This is a genomic window from Ruegeria sp. AB11, from assembly GCF_056536325.1.
Genome location: NZ_JBQFJO010000001.1, coordinates 3629876 through 3647060 on the forward strand (window position 1 = coordinate 3629876; position 17185 = coordinate 3647060).

At 58.1% G+C, this 17185-nt stretch carries 22 protein-coding genes; 8 read left to right on the forward strand and 14 right to left on the reverse strand.

Going from position 1 to position 17185, the window contains the following annotated elements; translation table 11 throughout:
• Positions 1 to 213: 213 nt before the first annotated feature.
• The 3 genes from ACR3EJ_RS18100 to ACR3EJ_RS18110 all read left to right on the forward strand — a co-directional run bounded on the left by ACR3EJ_RS18100 (position 214) and on the right by ACR3EJ_RS18110 (position 3001).
• Positions 214 to 1812 carry a phosphoenolpyruvate carboxykinase gene (locus tag ACR3EJ_RS18100; protein WP_170543079.1) on the forward strand — a complete coding sequence of 533 codons (1599 nt, stop codon included), beginning with the start codon at positions 214 to 216 and terminating at the stop codon, positions 1810 to 1812.
• 323 nt (positions 1813 to 2135) lie between these two features.
• Complete coding sequence (locus ACR3EJ_RS18105; RefSeq protein WP_010437712.1) at positions 2136 to 2426, forward strand: hypothetical protein; 291 nt, start codon at positions 2136 to 2138, stop codon at positions 2424 to 2426.
• A 32-nt stretch (positions 2427 to 2458) separates the two neighbouring features.
• Positions 2459 to 3001, forward strand: a complete 543-nt coding sequence (locus ACR3EJ_RS18110; RefSeq protein WP_480423220.1) for a hypothetical protein — start codon at positions 2459 to 2461, stop codon at positions 2999 to 3001.
• Here the strand turns inward: ACR3EJ_RS18110 and ACR3EJ_RS18115 are convergent.
• Positions 2998 to 3762 carry a sulfite exporter TauE/SafE family protein gene (locus tag ACR3EJ_RS18115; RefSeq protein WP_170543077.1) on the reverse strand — a complete coding sequence of 255 codons (765 nt, stop codon included), beginning with the start codon at positions 3760 to 3762 and terminating at the stop codon, positions 2998 to 3000. The genes ACR3EJ_RS18110 and ACR3EJ_RS18115 overlap by 4 nt on opposite strands.
• A gap of 144 nt (positions 3763 to 3906) precedes the next feature.
• Between ACR3EJ_RS18115 and ACR3EJ_RS18120 the strand changes: the two genes are divergently transcribed.
• The 3 genes from ACR3EJ_RS18120 (at position 3907) to ACR3EJ_RS18130 (ending at position 6762) form a co-directional block, all read left to right on the forward strand.
• Positions 3907 to 5598 (forward strand): acyl-CoA dehydrogenase family protein, encoded by a 1692-nt coding sequence (locus ACR3EJ_RS18120; RefSeq protein ID WP_170543075.1) that lies wholly within the window; start codon positions 3907 to 3909, stop codon positions 5596 to 5598.
• Positions 5599 to 5814: 216 nt separating this feature from the next.
• A complete protein-coding gene (locus ACR3EJ_RS18125) occupies positions 5815 to 6360 on the forward strand; it encodes a hypothetical protein (protein ID WP_170543073.1) in 546 nt (181 codons plus the stop codon).
• A gap of 12 nt (positions 6361 to 6372) precedes the next feature.
• Complete coding sequence (locus ACR3EJ_RS18130; RefSeq protein ID WP_170543071.1) at positions 6373 to 6762, forward strand: META domain-containing protein; 390 nt, start codon at positions 6373 to 6375, stop codon at positions 6760 to 6762.
• Here ACR3EJ_RS18130 and recO read toward each other — a convergent pair.
• Complete coding sequence (gene recO / locus ACR3EJ_RS18135; RefSeq protein ID WP_170543069.1) at positions 6746 to 7471, reverse strand: DNA repair protein RecO; 726 nt, start codon at positions 7469 to 7471, stop codon at positions 6746 to 6748. The two genes, ACR3EJ_RS18130 and recO, sit on opposite strands and share 17 nt — an antisense overlap.
• Before the next feature lie 163 nt (positions 7472 to 7634).
• On the opposite strand from recO, the gene ACR3EJ_RS18140 reads away from it, so the two are divergent.
• The gene (locus tag ACR3EJ_RS18140; RefSeq protein ID WP_010437704.1) at positions 7635 to 8024 is read left to right on the forward strand and encodes a VOC family protein; all 390 of its coding nucleotides are present in this window, start codon (positions 7635 to 7637) and stop codon (positions 8022 to 8024) included.
• A 31-nt stretch (positions 8025 to 8055) separates the two neighbouring features.
• Here the strand turns inward: ACR3EJ_RS18140 and ACR3EJ_RS18145 are convergent, their stop codons facing one another.
• The 3 genes from ACR3EJ_RS18145 to era form a co-directional block, all read right to left on the reverse strand.
• A complete protein-coding gene (locus ACR3EJ_RS18145; protein WP_170475855.1) occupies positions 8056 to 8379 on the reverse strand; it encodes a SemiSWEET transporter in 324 nt (107 codons plus the stop codon).
• A 111-nt stretch (positions 8380 to 8490) separates the two neighbouring features.
• Positions 8491 to 8820, reverse strand: a complete 330-nt coding sequence (locus ACR3EJ_RS18150) for a DUF1491 family protein (RefSeq protein ID WP_010437702.1) — start codon at positions 8818 to 8820, stop codon at positions 8491 to 8493.
• Positions 8817 to 9725, reverse strand: coding sequence for a GTPase Era (gene era, locus ACR3EJ_RS18155; RefSeq protein WP_170543067.1), 909 nt, complete (start codon positions 9723 to 9725; stop codon positions 8817 to 8819). The genes ACR3EJ_RS18150 and era overlap by 4 nt, the downstream gene beginning before the upstream one ends.
• A 158-nt stretch (positions 9726 to 9883) precedes the next feature.
• Between era and ACR3EJ_RS18160 the strand changes: the two genes are divergently transcribed.
• Entirely contained in the window at positions 9884 to 11260 is a 1377-nt protein-coding gene (locus ACR3EJ_RS18160; RefSeq protein WP_170543322.1) for a multicopper oxidase family protein, read from the forward strand.
• A 2-nt stretch (positions 11261 to 11262) separates the two neighbouring features.
• Here ACR3EJ_RS18160 and ACR3EJ_RS18165 read toward each other — a convergent pair whose 3' ends face one another.
• From ACR3EJ_RS18165 to ACR3EJ_RS18205, 9 genes are read right to left on the reverse strand one after another with little or no spacing between them, the layout of a single operon-like run.
• The gene (locus ACR3EJ_RS18165) at positions 11263 to 11775 is read right to left on the reverse strand and encodes a GNAT family N-acetyltransferase (protein WP_170543065.1); all 513 of its coding nucleotides are present in this window, start codon (positions 11773 to 11775) and stop codon (positions 11263 to 11265) included.
• Between the two features lie 19 nt (positions 11776 to 11794).
• A complete protein-coding gene (gene rnc / locus ACR3EJ_RS18170) occupies positions 11795 to 12472 on the reverse strand; it encodes a ribonuclease III (protein WP_170543063.1) in 678 nt (225 codons plus the stop codon).
• Positions 12469 to 13308 (reverse strand): signal peptidase I, encoded by an 840-nt coding sequence (gene lepB, locus ACR3EJ_RS18175; protein ID WP_170543061.1) that lies wholly within the window; start codon positions 13306 to 13308, stop codon positions 12469 to 12471. The genes rnc and lepB overlap by 4 nt, the downstream gene beginning before the upstream one ends.
• Positions 13309 to 13367: 59 nt before the next feature.
• A complete protein-coding gene (acpS, locus tag ACR3EJ_RS18180) occupies positions 13368 to 13787 on the reverse strand; it encodes a holo-ACP synthase (protein ID WP_170543059.1) in 420 nt (139 codons plus the stop codon).
• Position 13788: 1 nt separating this feature from the next.
• Positions 13789 to 14766, reverse strand: coding sequence for an NADPH:quinone reductase (locus tag ACR3EJ_RS18185; protein ID WP_170543057.1), 978 nt, complete (start codon positions 14764 to 14766; stop codon positions 13789 to 13791).
• Between the two features lie 16 nt (positions 14767 to 14782).
• Positions 14783 to 15109, reverse strand: a complete 327-nt coding sequence (locus ACR3EJ_RS18190; RefSeq protein ID WP_170543055.1) for a Dabb family protein — start codon at positions 15107 to 15109, stop codon at positions 14783 to 14785.
• A gap of 16 nt (positions 15110 to 15125) precedes the next feature.
• Positions 15126 to 15749, reverse strand: a complete 624-nt coding sequence (locus ACR3EJ_RS18195; RefSeq protein WP_170543053.1) for a LysE family translocator — start codon at positions 15747 to 15749, stop codon at positions 15126 to 15128.
• A complete protein-coding gene (locus tag ACR3EJ_RS18200; protein ID WP_170543051.1) occupies positions 15746 to 16492 on the reverse strand; it encodes a pyridoxine 5'-phosphate synthase in 747 nt (248 codons plus the stop codon). Before ACR3EJ_RS18200 ends, ACR3EJ_RS18195 begins: the two co-directional genes overlap by 4 nt.
• Positions 16485 to 17183 carry a DUF2062 domain-containing protein gene (locus ACR3EJ_RS18205; RefSeq protein ID WP_010437684.1) on the reverse strand — a complete coding sequence of 233 codons (699 nt, stop codon included), beginning with the start codon at positions 17181 to 17183 and terminating at the stop codon, positions 16485 to 16487. Before ACR3EJ_RS18205 ends, ACR3EJ_RS18200 begins: the two co-directional genes overlap by 8 nt.
• Positions 17184 to 17185 lie beyond the last annotated feature (2 nt).

The window sequence follows — 17185 nt, forward strand, 5'->3', positions numbered from 1 at the left end:
TTGCCTTGCTGCGCCCAAATAGCTGCCTTGATTTACAGCAGACAAATCGTGATGGCGCTAAACCTCAACTTGGTTGCGCTAACTCCTGCCAACCCTCCTGTTCATGTCCCAAAATACCGTGATAAGAGGCGCTTGACCGCCGGCTTTTTCCGGTATCCGCCCCAATGGCGCACCCGGCCCCAAGCCTTCGCGCCGCCACAGGAGAAGACACACATGACATCTGGACGGGTTAACCCGCAATTCCGCCTCGAAGATCAGGGCATCGAGGGTCTGGGCAATGTCTATTACAACTTCATGGAACCGGCGCTGATCGAAGAAGCGCTCAAGCGCGGCGAAGGCACCCTTGGCAATGGCGGCGCATTTCTGGTCACCACCGGCAAGTTCACTGGCCGCTCGCCAAAGGACAAGCATGTCGTCAAGACCGACAGTGTTGCCGACAGCATCTGGTGGGAAAACAACGCAGCGATGAGCCCGGAAGGCTTCGATGCGCTGTACGAAGATATGCTGGCCCATATGAAAGGCCGCGATTACTTTGTGCAGGACCTCGTGGGCGGTGCCGATCCCAGCTATTCGATCAATGTGCGTATGGTCACTGAGTTGGCTTGGCACAATCTGTTCATCCGCCACCTGCTGCGCCGCCCGGATCGTGAGGATCTGGATGAGTTCATTGCCGATTTCACTGTCATCAATTGCCCCAGCTTTCAGGCCGACCCGGCCAAGCACAACTGCCGCAGCGAGACGGTGATTGCGATGAACTTCGATCGCAAGCTGATCCTGATCGGCGGCACCGAATATGCTGGCGAGAACAAGAAGTCGGTCTTCACCCTACTGAACTACATGCTGCCCGAAAAAGGCGTGATGCCGATGCACTGCTCTGCCAACCATGCGGTCGGCAACCCGGTCGACACCGCCGTGTTCTTCGGCCTGTCCGGCACCGGCAAGACCACCCTCTCCGCCGACCCGTCGCGCACATTGATCGGCGATGACGAACACGGCTGGTCGGATCGAGGCACCTTCAACTTCGAAGGCGGTTGCTATGCCAAGACGATCAACCTGAACGCCGAGGCCGAGCCCGAGATTTACGCGACCACCTCGAAATTCGGCACCGTGATCGAGAATATGGTCTTCGATGCTGAGACCAAAGAACTCGATTTCAACGACGATTCTTTGACCGCAAACATGCGCTGCGCTTATCCGTTGGAGTACATTTCAAACGCCTCCAGCAACGCCCTAGGTGGACATCCCAAAAACATCATCATGCTGACCTGCGATGCGTTTGGTGTTCTGCCACCGATCGCTCGGCTGACCCCTGCGCAGGCAATGTACCACTTCCTTTCTGGCTTTACCTCGAAGGTGGCCGGAACAGAGCGCGGCATCACCGAGCCTCAGCCGACCTTCTCTACCTGCTTTGGTGCGCCCTTCATGCCGCGCCGCCCCGAAGCCTATGGCAACTTGCTGCGCGACAAGATTGCCCAGCACGGGGCAACCTGCTGGTTGGTCAACACCGGTTGGACAGGTGGTGCCTATGGCGTTGGCAGTCGGATGCCGATCAAGGCCACTCGCGCCCTGCTGACGGCAGCACTTGAGGGATCGCTGACTGACGCCGAGTTCCGCAAAGACGCCAATTTCGGATTTGACGTACCTGTCTCAGTACCGGGAGTGCCCGAAGTGCTACTGGACCCGCGTCGCACCTGGGACGATCAGAAAGCGTTCGACAAGCAAGCGGAAAAGCTGGTGCAGATGTTTGCCGAAAATTTCGAACAATATCTGCCCTTCATTGATGAAGATATCAAAGCCGTTGCAATCGGCTGATTAGAAATGGGGGCCCTAGCCGCCCCCATTTCACTTTGGATTACGCAGCGGCAGCCCAATCTAACAAACAAGTTCATTGCGAGAACGCGTCATTTGCGCTATCGCAAAATACCGATGAAGAGATGGTACCGATGTTTTCTGCGGCGGCGACCATTGAAATTGGACAGTTGGGCGACCCGGGCGATTCCACTCTCAACACGCTTCGGGCCGCACTTGAAAGTGGCGATTACTTCCACAGGGGATGGTGTTGGATAGATGTGTTTCAAAGGTCCTAGCCTTTCGACGTGCCTCGGTCTGACACGGTAGTAGATAATAGGCAAGTTATGACTGAAATTTCAAAACTCACCGAACTGCGCAAACTGATGCAGAGCATGGAACGCACCTTGGGGCTAGAAGAATTGTCCCCGGTCGAGCGGGACATCTATTACGCCGCGGAAGAGTTGTCGAAAAGCAATACCGAAGTGCGCACCTTCGGCCTGATCGAGCATACGCTGGTCAAAAGCGTTTCTCGTCCGACATTTTTCCGCGCCCTCAAGTCTTTGGTTCAAAAGGGCTATCTTTCGCAAAGCGGAAGCGCCAATCGTGGGCGGTATTTGGTTCATGCACCCAGGTGATTGCTGCCTGAAATCTGAAAACGGCTGATCCCGTGAACAGATGGGCCTCTGACACCTTCTTTGCCTCTTTGGCCTATGTTGCCGCATCACTCGTTACATTCGAGGTTCTGATGCCGCTTCAGAACGAGTTTTTTCCCGCATACCCCAGCCACGCCAGCCTGTTATTCCTGCCGCATGGCGTGCGGGTTCTGGCCGCATGGTTATTGGGATGGCGGGCAATTTTTGCACTTTTGCCCGGCGTCTTTGTTGTCTTTGCAATGGTTGGCGGGTGGGACGTTTTCCTGCCCAGCAGATTGCTGGCGATTGCCATCGCCGTAACAATCGTGCCCGCTGTGTTTTACGCCTGCAAAGCGGCGGGATGGGATCTTTTTCCACGCGCTGATCGCACTCCCTGCTGGCCCTGCGTGATGGGAGTTGGGATTGTCACTTCGGTTTTGGTCTCAATCCTGACTAACACTGCCTTTGGCAGTACAACTGCCGAATACGTCGCGTTTCTGATTGGCGACGTCTCAGGCTTGTTCTTTTTGATGTTGGGTCTCTATTTCGCGTTCCGTTTTGCTGAAAGGCGTGGTTAACCCAACAGTCCGCGCCTGAGCAAATTCAGTCCGGCGATCAACAGAACCAACAGCGTAAGTTTGCGAAACTGGGTCTGATCAATCCGGTCCTGAAGGAACAGACCTCCTCGCATGCCTACAAGGGCCGGAAGAACCAGCATGGCAGAGAACAATGCCGTTTCACCCCTCAAAACACCTGAACCAAAATGCGCGGCCACCAGGGCCACTGCCCCTAGGCCATAAATCACGCCCTGAACACGCATCTGATCTTTCTTGGGTGTATTCAACGCCGTCAGATAGGCCACAGTTGGTGGCCCCCATACGCCAGAGATACCCCCGACCGCCCCTGCTACAGCGCCCACCATCGCCTCGATCCCGACAGAGGGTGCCTTCAACGTTAGTCTGAGCCCAAGTATCTGAATCAGGGCAAAGAAGGTTATCGGCACGCCGAGCACCAGTAGGAAATCCTGAGGTGTCAAAATATTTATCAATTGAGCACTCGCCAGCAGGCAGATTAACCCAACTGCCAGAAATACACGGAATTTACGAACCGATACCGCTGCGGCGGCCACGCCTTCCCGCAAGGCCTGTACACCATTAGTAACAAGGGTCGGCAGGATCAGGCCTGCCAACGCAAATTCGGGGGGCAGCATCATACTCAGCCCGGATATCAGCACCATTGGCATAGCAAATCCCACCATGCCTTTGACCCACCCCGCTACAAAAGCGACGATCAACGCTAGGTACATTTCCTGCGGTGAAATGAGCGAAAACAGATCCATCTGCCCTTCATATCAGGCCGAGATTTTTCTGCATTGCAAAAGTGATATGGTAATAATTGAACTTTTTATGTGCTATTTGTGTATTTTTGTTGCGCTGCACGTGCAGCATGATATGACCAGACGACCCAGTAAAGGACGTGATTCATGGCCCATGATGGACAGGACTTGACGAACATGATGCAGCAAGCGGTATTACCTGATCTTCTGACATTGACTGCAGCGGCCTTACCGGCGGTCGAAACTGTGTTCGACAAGGCCCGTGCATCGGTGCGTGCCATGGTCACTAGCGATGACCGCATCTCGGGCGCGTTGATCGAAGCAAACCAGACAGCCGCTCATGGTTTGGCATGGCTGGCAACTTACCGGCAATCTTTGCAGCAGATGCAACGCTGGGCCGAGGCACTTCAAGCTGAAGGTAAGTTCAGCGAGATGGAGCAGTTGCTGCACCAGATCGCCTTTGGCGAATACCTGCATCAGATCGCGGGTGGCATTCCGATGAATCAGGGTGAGGTAGTGCGTTTGCAGGACCTTGGTCTTGGCTGGGATGCCTTGTCCGGGTTCCAGTGCCGTGAAGTGCAAACCCTGATGGCACACGCCAATTCTCAGGCCGCGCGCACCCGTCTGGTTGAGCTTATGCAGGATCAATCCGGTGCAACCATGTTTGGCGCTTCGGGTCTGGACGAAGAGTTGGAGATGATCCGTGATCAGTTCCGCCGTTATGCGCAGGAAAAGGTCGAGCCCAACGCCCATGAATGGCACCTGAAAGACGAATTGATCCCAATTGAGATCATCGAAGAACTGGCCGAAATGGGCGTGTTCGGCCTGACCATCCCCGAGGAATTCGGCGGCTTCGGCCTGTCCAAAGCGTCGATGTGCGTGGTCTCGGAAGAGCTTTCGCGCGGTTATATCGGCGTGGGCTCATTGGGCACGCGGTCCGAGATAGCGGCTGAACTGATCATCGCGGGCGGCACAGATGAGCAAAAAGCTAACTGGCTGCCGAAACTTGCCAGTGCTGAGATCCTGCCGACCGCCGTTTTCACTGAGCCCAACACAGGATCGGATCTGGGCAGCCTGCGCACACGTGCCGTTAAAGGTGAAGATGGCAACTATAAGATAACAGGCAATAAAACATGGATCACCCACGCCGCCCGCACGCATGTGATGACTCTACTGGCGCGTACAAACCCTGATAGCTCCGATCACCGTGGTCTGTCCATGTTTCTGGCTGAAAAGACCCCCGGAACCGATGAGAACCCCTTCCCCACACCCGGTATGACAGGCGGCGAGATCGAAGTGCTGGGCTATCGTGGCATGAAAGAATACGAGCTGGGCTTTGACGGCTTTGAAGTGAAGGGGGAGAACCTGTTAGGTGGCGAAGAAGGCAAAGGTTTCAAACAGTTGATGGAGACCTTCGAGAGCGCCCGCATCCAGACCGCCGCCCGCGCCATCGGCGTCGCGCAGAGCGCTTTGGACATCGCCATGCAATACGCGCAGGATCGCAAGCAGTTCGGCAAGGCGCTGATCAACTTCCCCCGCGTCTCGGGCAAGCTGGCAATGATGGCGGTTGAGATCATGATCGCGCGGCAGCTCACCTATTTCTCTGCGTGGGAAAAAGATCACGGCCAGCGCTGCGACCTCGAGGCCGGGATGGCCAAACTGCTGGGGGCCCGGGTTGCCTGGGCTGCGGCGGATAATGGATTGCAGATTCATGGCGGCAACGGATTTGCTTTGGAATACAAGATCAGTCGCGTGCTTTGTGACGCGCGCATCCTAAATATCTTTGAAGGCGCCGCAGAAATACAGGCGCAAGTCATCGCGCGTCGATTGCTGGGCTGACGCCCGGTTCGATGCGGTTTCCCCAACTTAACCCGGCCTTGTGCCGGGTTTTCTTTATCTTCCGTGTTGTACAGGCGCCAAGGCGCAAATGTTCCGAGTTGTACTACCTGGCTTTGTGATCGTCTGGGCAAAACTTCCCCCTCGGATCGGGGGCCGGAATCAGTTAAAGGGCGGTGAACGGAACCGGCACCTATGTCGGCCAGAGGAGACTCGAGCGTGAAGATCATCATTTCAATTTTGGCCACCTGCCTGGCCCTTGCCGGGTGCGCCTCGGCCCCGACAACGACGGGCTCGAATGACGTCTACAAACTGACGCTGGCCATTCAGCAGCTTGGTCCCGAGGTTGATCCACGCGAAGCCCGCCGCGCCGCCGAGATATCCTATGCCTATTCCAGCCAATTGAAGCAGGACTGGAACGTCACCGATCCGGCGATCATCCACAACGCAAAGGTCATAAATGGGTTTCGTGAGAAGGGCCTATGTAATGACTGGGCGCAAGCCATGACCACCCGACTGAAACAAGAAAGTTTCCGTACGCTGGATTTGCACTGGGTTACCTCCCCGCCGACGGCGTTTCGGATCATTCATCATTCGGCCCTGATTAGCGCCAAGGGTGCTCCCATGGACGAGGGCATCATTCTGGACCCATGGCGCAACAGCGGGGTGTTGTTCTGGGCACCCGTGCGCGAGGATACCAAGTACAACTGGCGGCCCCGTCTTGAAGTGCGCGAAGAATTGATCAGCGGCGTGAACCCCTACTGATAGGATATTGCGATGTTACGTCTGGCCCTGCTTCTGCCTCTGGCCTTGTTTCAATGCAACGAGGATGAAACCGTTGCCGCCTATGGCGCGGCGGATCAGACATGGGCATTGCAAGAAATTGACGGAGAGCCGTTCGAAGCCAGCGCATTGCTGCGCTTTCCCGAAGAGGGGCGTATCGAAGGCAATGCCCCCTGCAACACTTATTCGGGCAAGCTGAATGCCCCCTACCCTTGGTTCGAGATCGCCGATCTGGCTGCCACCCGCGCAGCCTGTGCCGGGCTTGAGGCCGAAGGTTTTTACTTCGCTGCACTGATGGCGATGACACAATCCGAAGTATCCGGCGATGTGCTGATCCTGCGCAACGAGGACGGGCACGAGATGGTATTCAAAGCCGTCGAGTAAACTGCGCCACAAAGCGTGCACGGGCATCAGGTAGCGGCGTATGGCCCAGAGCCGGGGCCAGGTGGTTTTCCAGAAAATACCCGGTAGTGCGCAGAGCCTGCGCGACCTCGGCATCCGGCGCAGCCCCTTCGCCACGCAGACAGGGGGGCAGTGGCAACAGTTTGTCGGCCCACTCCCCTGCCCCAGCTGCACTGACCGCGCGACCGGTTTTGGGCGAGATATAAATCAGCCCCTCACGCACGCCGGTCACAGCACAGGCCGACAGATCGAGGCCAAAGCCCAGCTCTTCTAGAAGCGCCAGTTCCCAGCGCAGATAGGCAAGTGGCCAAACTTCATCCTGTCCCAACAAATCCATCAACTGTTCGGTTTGCTTATAAATCGAGGGGTGTGGCTCGCGCTCGGGAAGGCAGAAGGACAATAACGCCACCACCGCGTTCAGTCCGGCCAGTGCCAACCGACCTGAAAATGCAGCGGCGGCACGGGAACGCAGGGGTTCGACCTGAAAAGTGCCCAGATGCTCTTCAAGCCGCGCACGCCAAAGTACGTCCAACTGCGCCCCCGGTTGCAAGATCGGCGCGATCTTGCGGCTAGTGCCCCCGCGCACAATACCTGCATGGCGGCCATGAGTTTCGGTAAAAACCTCGATAATGGCCGCCGTCTCACCATGGCGGCGAGAGGTCAGAAGTATGCCGTGATCACGCCAGTCCAATTTCGGCCTCGTTAGGTCACCAGATATGCCTGCAGGAAATCTTATGGCCGTTGCAGGTTCAAGGTACAAATAAGTCTGGTCGGATCAGTAGGAAAAACCGGTTGCGTGAGGTGGGTTCAGAGACTAATGTTCGCTATATGTTCTTATTGCTGGGATTTAAGAAATGTCTCTGAACTATGTCATGATCGGCTCAAATGATGTTGCCAAAGCACGCAGCTACTACGACGCGGTTGTCCCTCAGTTAGGTGGGAAAGTAATCGCCGAATACATGCCACATGCAGTTTGCTATGAGCTGCGCGGTGGCGGCAGCATGTGGGTCGCAACGCCCTTCGACAAAGAGGTTGCAACTGTGGGAAACGGCAACATGGTTGGCCTGCTATGTCAAAGCGAAGCGGAAGTACGTGAGGTGCACGCCGCCGCTATTGCAAATGGCGGTACTAACGAGGGCGATCCGGGTGAACGCCCACAATATGGACCGAACTTCTACGGTGCCTATGCCCGCGACCCGGATGGAAACAAAATGAGCTTCGTCTATTTTAGTGAGGCAGACTAATCGCATTGTCGCCCACTGCGTGGCGGGGGTGCTAGAATGTGACCCCGGCATGGATTAGGATGCCGATGACCATCATCAGGTTCAAGATCATGGAAAGGCCGTTGCCCACATAGATGGGCAGCTTGCCGACCACCAGCCCGTAAGCGAACCACAAAAACGACAGCCCCGCATAAAGCGACCACGAGAGCAGCGACTGGCCGGTGGCGTGTTCGGAATGGGTAAAATAAAGCTTGATCAGTTGCGGCAACGTAGCGAAGGGGCCGACCACTCCGATGAAGACCATAAAGCCCTCGAACCGCTGCATCCAATGGCCGAGATTTGACTTTTCCAGTTTCTGGGCAAGTGTTTCAGCCACTCAACTCCCCTCCTGTTCCTGCGGCACCCGATAGGCGGGTCGTTCGTTCAGCCTGTTTCAGAGCAAAATAGTCGCTTTGTGCCGGGCATCCAAGATCAATTGCTGGGCGCGCTAATCCAAACCTTCTTCACCCAGTAAGTGCCTGCCTTGCCGGTCTTCAACCTCGATTACCCAGAGATCAGGGTCAAAACTGCGTTGGCGGGTGATGGCGTTGTCCACCTCGCCCTCGGGGCCGGAAGAGAGTTCCACCCATTTACGCTCACCGCTCATCAGATCAAAACTGCGCTGAAATGCGGTGGCCTGCCCGTCAAGCGTATTCAGCTTGATCAGCACCGCGCCGGCGGTGTCGTCACCATGGGCCACGACAAAGGCTGGTATTTCCTGGAATCGCAGCCGCGCCAGATAGGCATGCACCCAGAATTCCGCCGTCAGTCGGGTCATCCGTTACCGTCTTTGAAATCCAGACCCATTTCCGAATAACGCTCGGATTCTTCCAGCCAGTTGGGCCGGACCTTCACCTGTAGGAACAGGTGGATCTTTCGGTCGAGGAATTCTTCTAGTTCCGCCCGTGCGGCCTGACTGACAGCCTTGATCGTCTCACCGCGTTTGCCCAGCACAATGCCTTTGTGACCGTCGCGCATGACATAGATGACCTGATCAATCTTGGCCGAGCCGTCCTTACGCTCTTCCCAGTTCTCGGTCTCGACAGTCAGCTGATAGGGCAGTTCCTGATGCAGGCGCAGGGTCAGCTTCTCGCGCGTCATCTCAGCGGCGATCATGCGCAGGGGCAAATCAGCGATCTGGTCTTCGGGGTAGAGCCACGGGCCTTCGGGCAGCTTCGAGGCCAGCCACTTGCGCAGATCGTCAACACCGTGGCCTTTCTCAGCCGAGATCATGAAAGTCTCGGCAAAGGGAAAGCGGGCGTTCAAATCACTGGTGAGCGCCAGCAATTTCTCGGAGGGTACTTTGTCGATCTTGTTGATCGCGAGAGCGATGGTGCGGCCCTGCCCGATCTCTTCCAGACCTTCGAGGATGCGTTCGACCCCTTCGGTGATGCCGCGATGCGCCTCGACCATCAGGACGACCACGTCGGCATCTGCCGCCCCGCCCCAGGCTGCGGCGACCATGGCGCGGTCGAGCCGGCGGCGGGGTTTGAAAAGGCCCGGTGTGTCCACAAAGACCAGTTGCGCATCACCCTCCATCGCCACGCCGCGAATGCGTGCGCGGGTGGTCTGCACCTTATGCGTCACTATCGAGACCTTGGCCCCGACCATGCGGTTCAGAAGGGTGGATTTGCCTGCGTTGGGCTCTCCGATCAGGGCGATAAATCCGGCGCGTGTGGTCATGTGTGTTGCGATCCTGTTTGCAAGTGCGCACCCCTATAGCAGAACGCATCTCTGGGCCAGAGGGATTTGTCGCATTGCGGTCATGCGTCAGGGGTGGCACCAAAGCAATGCGCCACGCCAATCCCAGCCAGGCGATCATCCTTTCAGAGAGGCGAGATGTGAAACGTCGGGAGTTTCTATTGGGCAGCGGGGCTGCTGCAGGTGCATTGGGACTGAGTCAGTTCGCGTTGGCGTCAAACCCGCAAGAGTTGGTGATCCAACCCGCAAGTTTTGCGCTATGTGATCAGGTGACGCACGGAATGGTCAGCCTGTCGCCCGACGCGCCTCCACCCGTTCTGTATGGCCGTCAGGGCGAGGTAATGCGGCTGCCGGTGCGCAACACGCTGTCCGACTATACGGCGATGCATTGGCATGGCTTGCGTATTCCCAACGGGATGGACGGGGTGCCTTATCTGACGCAGATGCCAATGGGCGAAGGTGATCATTTCGGCTATAAATTCGTACCCCCGGACGCGGGCACCTATTGGTACCACCCTCATTGTATGACGATGGAGCAGATGGCGCACGGGTTGACCGGGGTCATGGTGATCGCCGAGGCCGAGGACCCGGGGTTTGACGGCGAGCAGGTGATCAACCTGCGCGATTTCCGGCTGGATGAGGCGGGCGCGTTTCTGCCCGCTTATACGCCGCGCGGAGCGGCTCGGGCGGGGACATTTGGCAATGTGCATACTGCAAATTGGTTGCAGGCGCCGGTTTATGATCACCCCGCCGGAGGTCTGGTTCGGTTGCGCGTGGTCAACACCGATACGACCCGGATTTACAAACTGAACCTCGACCATGCCGAGGCCCGGATTATCGCATGGGACGGGCATCCGGTGGACATTGACGTGCCTCTGCCCAGCGTTGCGGAGCCGTTACTGCTTGGCCCAGGCCAGCGTGTCGATTTCGCGGTGAAGATGCCCGAAGATGAAGGGCAGACCGTGAACCTGATGGCGAAGCTGCCCGGTCAGCCGCTGCGGTCCATGGTCGGGTTGCAGGCAGTTGGCGCGTCTGTGGCCCGGGATATGCGTGAGCTGAAACCGCTGGCCAAAAACCCCGTTGCACGGCCCGATCTGAACAAGGCCGAGCTGCACGAGTTTGTTTTCGGATGGACGCCGGAAGGCGGAGAGCCCAATAACGGCTTTTGTGGCTCGCTGGGCTATAATTTCTGGTCAATCAACCGCAAGCGATGGCCGGGAGATGCGGCGCAGGATGTGGCGCCTTTGGCAACTTTGGAGATGGGCAAAAGCTATGTTCTGCGGCTGCGTAATGAATCCCCCAACCTGCATCCGATCCATCTGCATGGGCTGGTCTTTGTGCCAATCAAGTCGAACCTGCGCCAACTGCCTCCACTGATGACCGACACGATGTTGCTGCTGAAAGATGAGGTGGTCGAGATTGCGTTGGTCGCGGATAATCCGGGCGATTGGGCGTTTCATTGCCATGTGATCGAACATCAGAAAACCGGGCTGACAGGATTTATTCGGGTAGTTTGATCTTAAGGCGAAGTGTTCAATACCAGTACATGGTTCGGGTAAGCTTGGTCCCCGATCCGGAAATCTGTGACACCGACTTGTTCAAACCCTTTGGCTAGATAGAAATCGATTGCGGTCGTGTTCTCAAAATTGGTCGTCAGCCAAATTGACTGACGCCCTTTTTCATGGCTGTAGTCGATCGCGATGTCCAGCAGCGATGAGCCGATGCCTTTACCATGATGGCGGGGCTGCACATAAAACGTCACGATCTCAAGATCGGAAAGCCCGTCCACAGGTGCAATGCGATTTTCCGCCAACTGAATGTATCCGTCGATCCCCTCTTCGTTTTCAGAGACCATCAAAAGGTCTTGGCCGTCCTGCAACAAGGCTTCGAACCGCGCGGTCGTGAACTCGGACAGTGCGAATTCGGCAAAGAAGGAATTCACGCCGCGCTTTAGGTAGGTTCCGACCCAGACCTCAATCGACAGGGCCGCGAGGCTGGCAGCATCCGCTTTCTGGGCGGGTCTGAACTTCATGATCTGGCCGCGCAGAGGATCAAGACAAATGTTCCAACAGAGCCTTTGCCGCTGCCTGTTCTGCCTGCCGTTTGGAGCCAGCGGTAGCTTGTGCCTCGGTCCCGTCCTGCAGTCGCGCGGCGATGGTGAAGATCGGGGCGTGGTCGGGGCCAGTGCGTTTGACTTCGACGTAAGCTGGCGGCTTCTGACCGCGGGCCTGCGCCCATTCCTGCAACGAGGTTTTGGCGTCGCGCGCGTCAGCCTCGACCTTGTGGATGCGGTCGCCCCAGAGGGCGAGGATCACGTCTCGGGCGGCCTCGAACCCTGCGTCGCGATAGATGGCAGCTATGACCGCCTCCATCGCGTCGCCCAGAAGGGCCTGTTTGCGACGGCCCCCGGAGAGCATCTCGGACCGGCCCAATTTCAGGACTGCCCCCAGATCGATCTGGCGGGCCACGTCAGCACAGGCCTCTTTGCGCACGAGTGCATTGAACCGGGGGGCCAGCTGGCCTTCGGAGGCTTTTCTGTCCGCCTCAAGCAGTGCTGTGGCCATGACTAGGCCCAACACACGGTCGCCAAGAAATTCGAGGCGCTGATTGTCGGGGCGTGTGGCGGAAGACACTGAACCATGGGTCAGCGCGCGCACCAACAGTTCGGGGTTGGAAAACTCATACCCCAAGCGTTTCTGGAACGCCTTTATCTCGGCCGATAGCTTCAATTGACCGCCTTGAAGAAACGATCACCGCGCCAAGTCCAGAAGAAAAGCATGGACCGACCAGCGGAGGAGAACATGATCCGGTCGGCACGGCCAATTAGGTTTTCGAAAGGTACAAAACCCACGCCGCCCGCGGATTGCGGCAGGCGGCTGTCAGCCGAGTTGTCGCGGTTGTCGCCCATGAAGAAATAGTGGCCTTCAGGCACAATGTAGATGCCCGTGTTGTCCGAACCCTGACTACCGATATTCAGCACATCATAGGAGACGCCGTTCGGCAGGGTTTCGATCAGGCGAGACTTTTCGCACAAACCACCAATACCCACGGGGCCGTTTTCACAGCGCGGGCGCAGACCTTGCGGGCCCTGCGGTTCGGCGATCTCGGTGAAAACGCCGTCAGGTTGCTGAGGCACCGGCGTGTCATTCAGAATGATCTGGCCCTGACGAATTTGGATGCGGTCGCCCGGCAAGCCGATCAGGCGTTTGATATAGTCACGGCCAGTGATGGGATGGCGGAAGACGATGACATCACCCCGCTCAGGCTCACCGCCCAGAATGCGAGTGTTTTCATCGCCCTGCATCCAGCCACAGATATCTTCGGCATCGATGTTCAGACCGACGCTGGGGATGATCAGGCTGGGGCAGGAAGCGTAGGAGTATCCGTAAGCCATCTTGTTGACGAAGAGGAAGTCTCCGATCAGCAACGTCTGCTTCATCGAACCGGAGGGAATCCAGAACGGCTGAAAGAAAAGCGTGCGGAAAACGCCCGCGATCAGCAGGGCGTAGACGATGGTTTTGATCGTCTCCCAAACGGCGTTTCCGGATTTGGCTTCCTCGGCCATACTGCTCTCTCCAGTCTATGCGTGGTTGGGGTGCTACATGCGTGTCAGGTGGGGGCAAGTCAAGGCTGCGCGGGCGCTTCTTGAAGCGGGCGAGCCTCGATCACCACAAAGGCCTGCGCCCAGGGGTGATCATCGGTCAGGGTGACGTGAATGATCGCCTCGTGCCCTTCGGGGGTTAGTTCTTTCAGGCGCTCGGCGGCCCAGCCGGTGACATGCATGACGGGTTGGCCTGTGCGCAGGTTGGTCACCGCCATGTCCTTCCACGCGATGCCCATGCGTAGACCGGTGCCCAAGGCTTTCGAGCACGCCTCTTTCGCGGCCCAGCGTTTGGCGTAGGTGCCGGCGGTGTCATGACGGCGTTCGGCTTTGCGCTGTTCGGTCTCGGTGAAGACACGATTACGGAACCGGTCGCCGAACCGGTCCAGCGTGCCCTGAATGCGGTCGATATTGGCGAGGTCGGTTCCGATTCCGAGGATCATGTCAAACCTCCAGCACCACAGTACCGAGCTTTTGACCGGCCTCGACCATAGCGTGTGCTTTTGCGGCCTCGCTGAGACCTCCACCGGGGACTACGGCGTGGGACAGTGCGCCTTGCTCCAACCACTGGCCTAAATGCGCTTCGCCGCGACCGCGGGCGGCGGCGTCGAGTTGGTAGACGATCAGCATATGCAGGCGGATGTTCTTGAACATGAAGCCGTAGAAATCCAGTTCGGGCTTCATTTGTGAGGCCGAGGCATAGCTGGCGATGGTCCCGCCGGGGCGGATCATCGAAAGGGAAGCGGGCTGGTTGGCGGCGAAATCGACCTCGACGATGCGGTCTACACCAGCGCCGTTGGTCATGTCCATCACTGCCTTGGCCACGTCTTGCGTGCGGTAGTTGATCCATTCGGGGGCGCCGGAATGGGCGGCCTTATCGTCGGAACTGACGGTGGTGATCACCCGCGCGCCGCCGAGCGCAGCCATCTGACAGGCATAGCGCCCGACCGTGCCCGCACCGCCGGTGACAAGCACGGTTTTGTCGGTGATGGGGCCGTCACAATAAAGCGCATACCATGCGGTCATGGCGGGGATGCCGAAACAGGCGCCTTCGGCGAAGCTGGTGGTCTCGGGCAAGTAAACGGCTTGATCGGAGGGCAGCGTGATATATTCGGCCCCGGTGCCAAACGCGCGTTGCCATTGGCCGTTCCAGATCCAGACACGTTCGCCGACGCGCGCGGGGTCGACCCCTTCGCCCACGGCCTCAATCACTCCGGCCCCGTCCGAATGGGGGACAATCATCGGGTATTGCATCACCGCACCCGGTCGCGCGCCGCTGCGCAGCTTGACGTCTGAGGGGTTGATGCCGCTGGCGTGGACCCGGACCAGAATTTCACCGGGGCCGGGATCGGGTGTTGGCAGGTCGACCAATTCTAGGACGTCCGACGCAGCGCCAAATCCGCGATAGGTGATTGCTTTCATGACAGTCCCTCGTCTCCTATTGGTCAGCCGCGTCAGGCATTTCCAGATCGAACACCAAGACGCCCTCGGCCCCGTCCACGCACAAAGCGACAAGCCGAGCGCCCAGCTGCTGGTGAGTTTCGTCACTGGCGTAGCGCTGCAGGTCAGCCTCAGCCGCGAAATCCAGCGTGAAGCCGTAGAGATAGCTTGGAGATTTCGCCTCAAAGTCGCGGTTAGGGCCATGAAAGAAGCCCCCGCAGCCCGGCATGCGCTCTGCGACCGCGCTCAGCCCGCCCATCACGGCGGCAAGCTCTACCGCGTCATGATCGGGCCTGAGGCGCAGCATCACGCAATGTCGGATCATCCTTGCACCCCAGAGATCATGACAAGCGCACCGTGAGGATCTTGTAGCTGGCGACGCCAAAGAAGCCCGCGAAGGCGAAATCAAACCAGCGGCGGGCACTGCGATAGGCGTTGACCATGCGAGCAGACGAAAACAGAAAGGCGTAGCCGATGAAGATCAGCAGCGACCCTGCATAGAGCATGGCGAAATAGCCCAGCAGCATAGCAAGGCCGGCATCGTTGGGCGCGACGATGGCGTAGATCGAGCCCCAGCTCAGGATCGCCTTTGGATTGGTCAAGTGGATCGCCGCCCCTTTGGCGAAGATGGTGGACAGAGTGCCGGTGACCGGGTTGCCCAAAGCAACCTCATCCGAGGACAGCGCGCGGCGCAGGGCCTTGAACGCCAGCCAGCCCAGATAAGCGACGCCGATATAGCGGATCACCTCAAACACCCAGACATTGGCCAGCATGATCGCAGACAACCCCAAAGCTGCGGCAATCCCCCACGCAGCAGAACCCGCACAGATACCCAGCGCAAAGGTCAGACCGGCGGTGCGGCCCTCATTCATCGCAGTACCCGCGATGCCCATCGTGGCAGGGCCCGGAGAGCCCCCGGCCATCAGCCAGGCAATCCAGATCGCCACAAAAGCAGGGGTGATCATGCCCGCGCCTCGTCCATCAGGCGGCGCATTTCGTGGACCGCTGGTGTAAGGCCGCGGAAGATGGACTCGCCGATCAGGAAGTGGCCAATATTCAGCTCGCGCACTTCAGGGAAGGCGGCGACGGGTTGCACGGTTTCATAGGTCAGGCCGTGGCCTGCGTGGACCTCCAGGCCTAGTGAATGGGCATAGGCGGACATTTCGCGCAGGGCTTCGAGCTCGCGCGCGGATTCGTCCGGTTTGCCCTCGGCATGGAAATCGCAATAGGCGCCGGTGTGCAGCTCGATCACCTCGGCCCCGATGCGATGGGCGGCGTCGATCTGGCGCTGATCTGCGGCGATGAAAATCGACACGCGGCAACCAGCATCGCGCAAGGGGGCAATGAAATGGGCCAGCTTGTTTTCCTCGCGCGCAACTTCGAGCCCGCCTTCGGTTGTACGTTCCTCGCGCTTTTCGGGAACGATGCAGACAGCGTGTGGCTTATGGCGCAGGGCGATTTTCTGCATCTCGTCCGTCGCGGCCATCTCGAAGTTCAGCGGTACCGACAAGATATCCATCAACCCGTCGATATCGGCATCCGAGATGTGGCGGCGATCTTCTCGCAGATGTGCTGTGATGCCATCGGCCCCGGCCTCTTCCGCGATCCGGGCGGCGCGTAGTGGGTCGGGATAGGCCCCGCCGCGCGCATTCCGCACGGTGGCTACGTGGTCGATATTCACGCCCAGACGCAAACGGTTGTCAGACATCTTTCGAATCCTTCATTGTCCCTGAAGACGAGCCTAGTGGGTTTGTCACTGAAACGTCAGCCTCTGCCTGTGCCAAACGCTTGATTTGTTCAAACTTTGCTTTGATCCGGGAGCGGCGGCGCTGCTGGTATGTGCGGATCAGCGGCAGGCTGAGATAGCCGCAGACAACACCGGCCACAATACCCGGAATGACACCGCCAACCATGTAAGGAAAGAACACATCGTCATAGAAGCGGCTGAGCCCATGCCAGTCAGCTTCGCGACCGGTGAACATCGCAATGCAATTGTCTTTGAGATCACCCATCGCATCGGCGAATTTCCCCATCAACCCGTGCGTGTCGTGCTCACGATATCGGGTACCCAACAGGAAATGTCCGGTTTGCAAGCTCACCACCCCAATCGGCACGTAGGTCAGAGGATTGCCGAAGAATGTTCCGCTGAGGGCAGCCAATATGTTGCCATTGAGCAATCGAGCCAGCACAGCGGCGACGAGAAAATGCAAACCATAAAATGGTGTAAACGAGGCAAACACCCCTGCCCCGATGCCACGCGCGATGCGTTCAGGGGTGTCAGGCAGGCGGCGCACCCGATGTTTGACATAGTGAAAGGCACGGGTCCAACCACCGCGCGGATAGACAAACTCTGACGCGACTTGGACAGGCGAGCGGCGATCTCGGCGCTTGAAAACCACTC

What these genes read in the sequence shown, in the direction of transcription:
- ACR3EJ_RS18105 (WP_010437712.1), top strand. Translation starts at nt 2,136, where the DNA reads ATGACTGAAATTTCAAAACTCACCGAACTGCGCAAACTGATGCAGAGC.
- ACR3EJ_RS18195 (WP_170543053.1), bottom strand. Translation starts at nt 15,749, where the DNA reads ATGATCACCCCTGCTTTTGTGGCGATCTGGATTGCCTGGCTGATGGCC.
- ACR3EJ_RS18120 (WP_170543075.1), top strand. Translation starts at nt 3,907, where the DNA reads ATGGCCCATGATGGACAGGACTTGACGAACATGATGCAGCAAGCGGTA.
- ACR3EJ_RS18100 (WP_170543079.1), top strand. Translation starts at nt 214, where the DNA reads ATGACATCTGGACGGGTTAACCCGCAATTCCGCCTCGAAGATCAGGGC.
- ACR3EJ_RS18185 (WP_170543057.1), bottom strand. Translation starts at nt 14,766, where the DNA reads ATGAAAGCAATCACCTATCGCGGATTTGGCGCTGCGTCGGACGTCCTA.
- ACR3EJ_RS18140 (WP_010437704.1), top strand. Translation starts at nt 7,635, where the DNA reads ATGTCTCTGAACTATGTCATGATCGGCTCAAATGATGTTGCCAAAGCA.
- ACR3EJ_RS18150 (WP_010437702.1), bottom strand. Translation starts at nt 8,820, where the DNA reads ATGACCCGACTGACGGCGGAATTCTGGGTGCATGCCTATCTGGCGCGG.
- ACR3EJ_RS18130 (WP_170543071.1), top strand. Translation starts at nt 6,373, where the DNA reads ATGTTACGTCTGGCCCTGCTTCTGCCTCTGGCCTTGTTTCAATGCAAC.
- ACR3EJ_RS18165 (WP_170543065.1), bottom strand. Translation starts at nt 11,775, where the DNA reads ATGAAGTTCAGACCCGCCCAGAAAGCGGATGCTGCCAGCCTCGCGGCC.
- ACR3EJ_RS18200 (WP_170543051.1), bottom strand. Translation starts at nt 16,492, where the DNA reads ATGTCTGACAACCGTTTGCGTCTGGGCGTGAATATCGACCACGTAGCC.
- ACR3EJ_RS18115 (WP_170543077.1), bottom strand. Translation starts at nt 3,762, where the DNA reads ATGGATCTGTTTTCGCTCATTTCACCGCAGGAAATGTACCTAGCGTTG.
- ACR3EJ_RS18190 (WP_170543055.1), bottom strand. Translation starts at nt 15,109, where the DNA reads ATGATCCGACATTGCGTGATGCTGCGCCTCAGGCCCGATCATGACGCG.
- era (WP_170543067.1), bottom strand. Translation starts at nt 9,725, where the DNA reads ATGACCACACGCGCCGGATTTATCGCCCTGATCGGAGAGCCCAACGCA.
- lepB (WP_170543061.1), bottom strand. Translation starts at nt 13,308, where the DNA reads ATGGCCGAGGAAGCCAAATCCGGAAACGCCGTTTGGGAGACGATCAAA.
- acpS (WP_170543059.1), bottom strand. Translation starts at nt 13,787, where the DNA reads ATGATCCTCGGAATCGGAACCGACCTCGCCAATATCGACCGCATTCAG.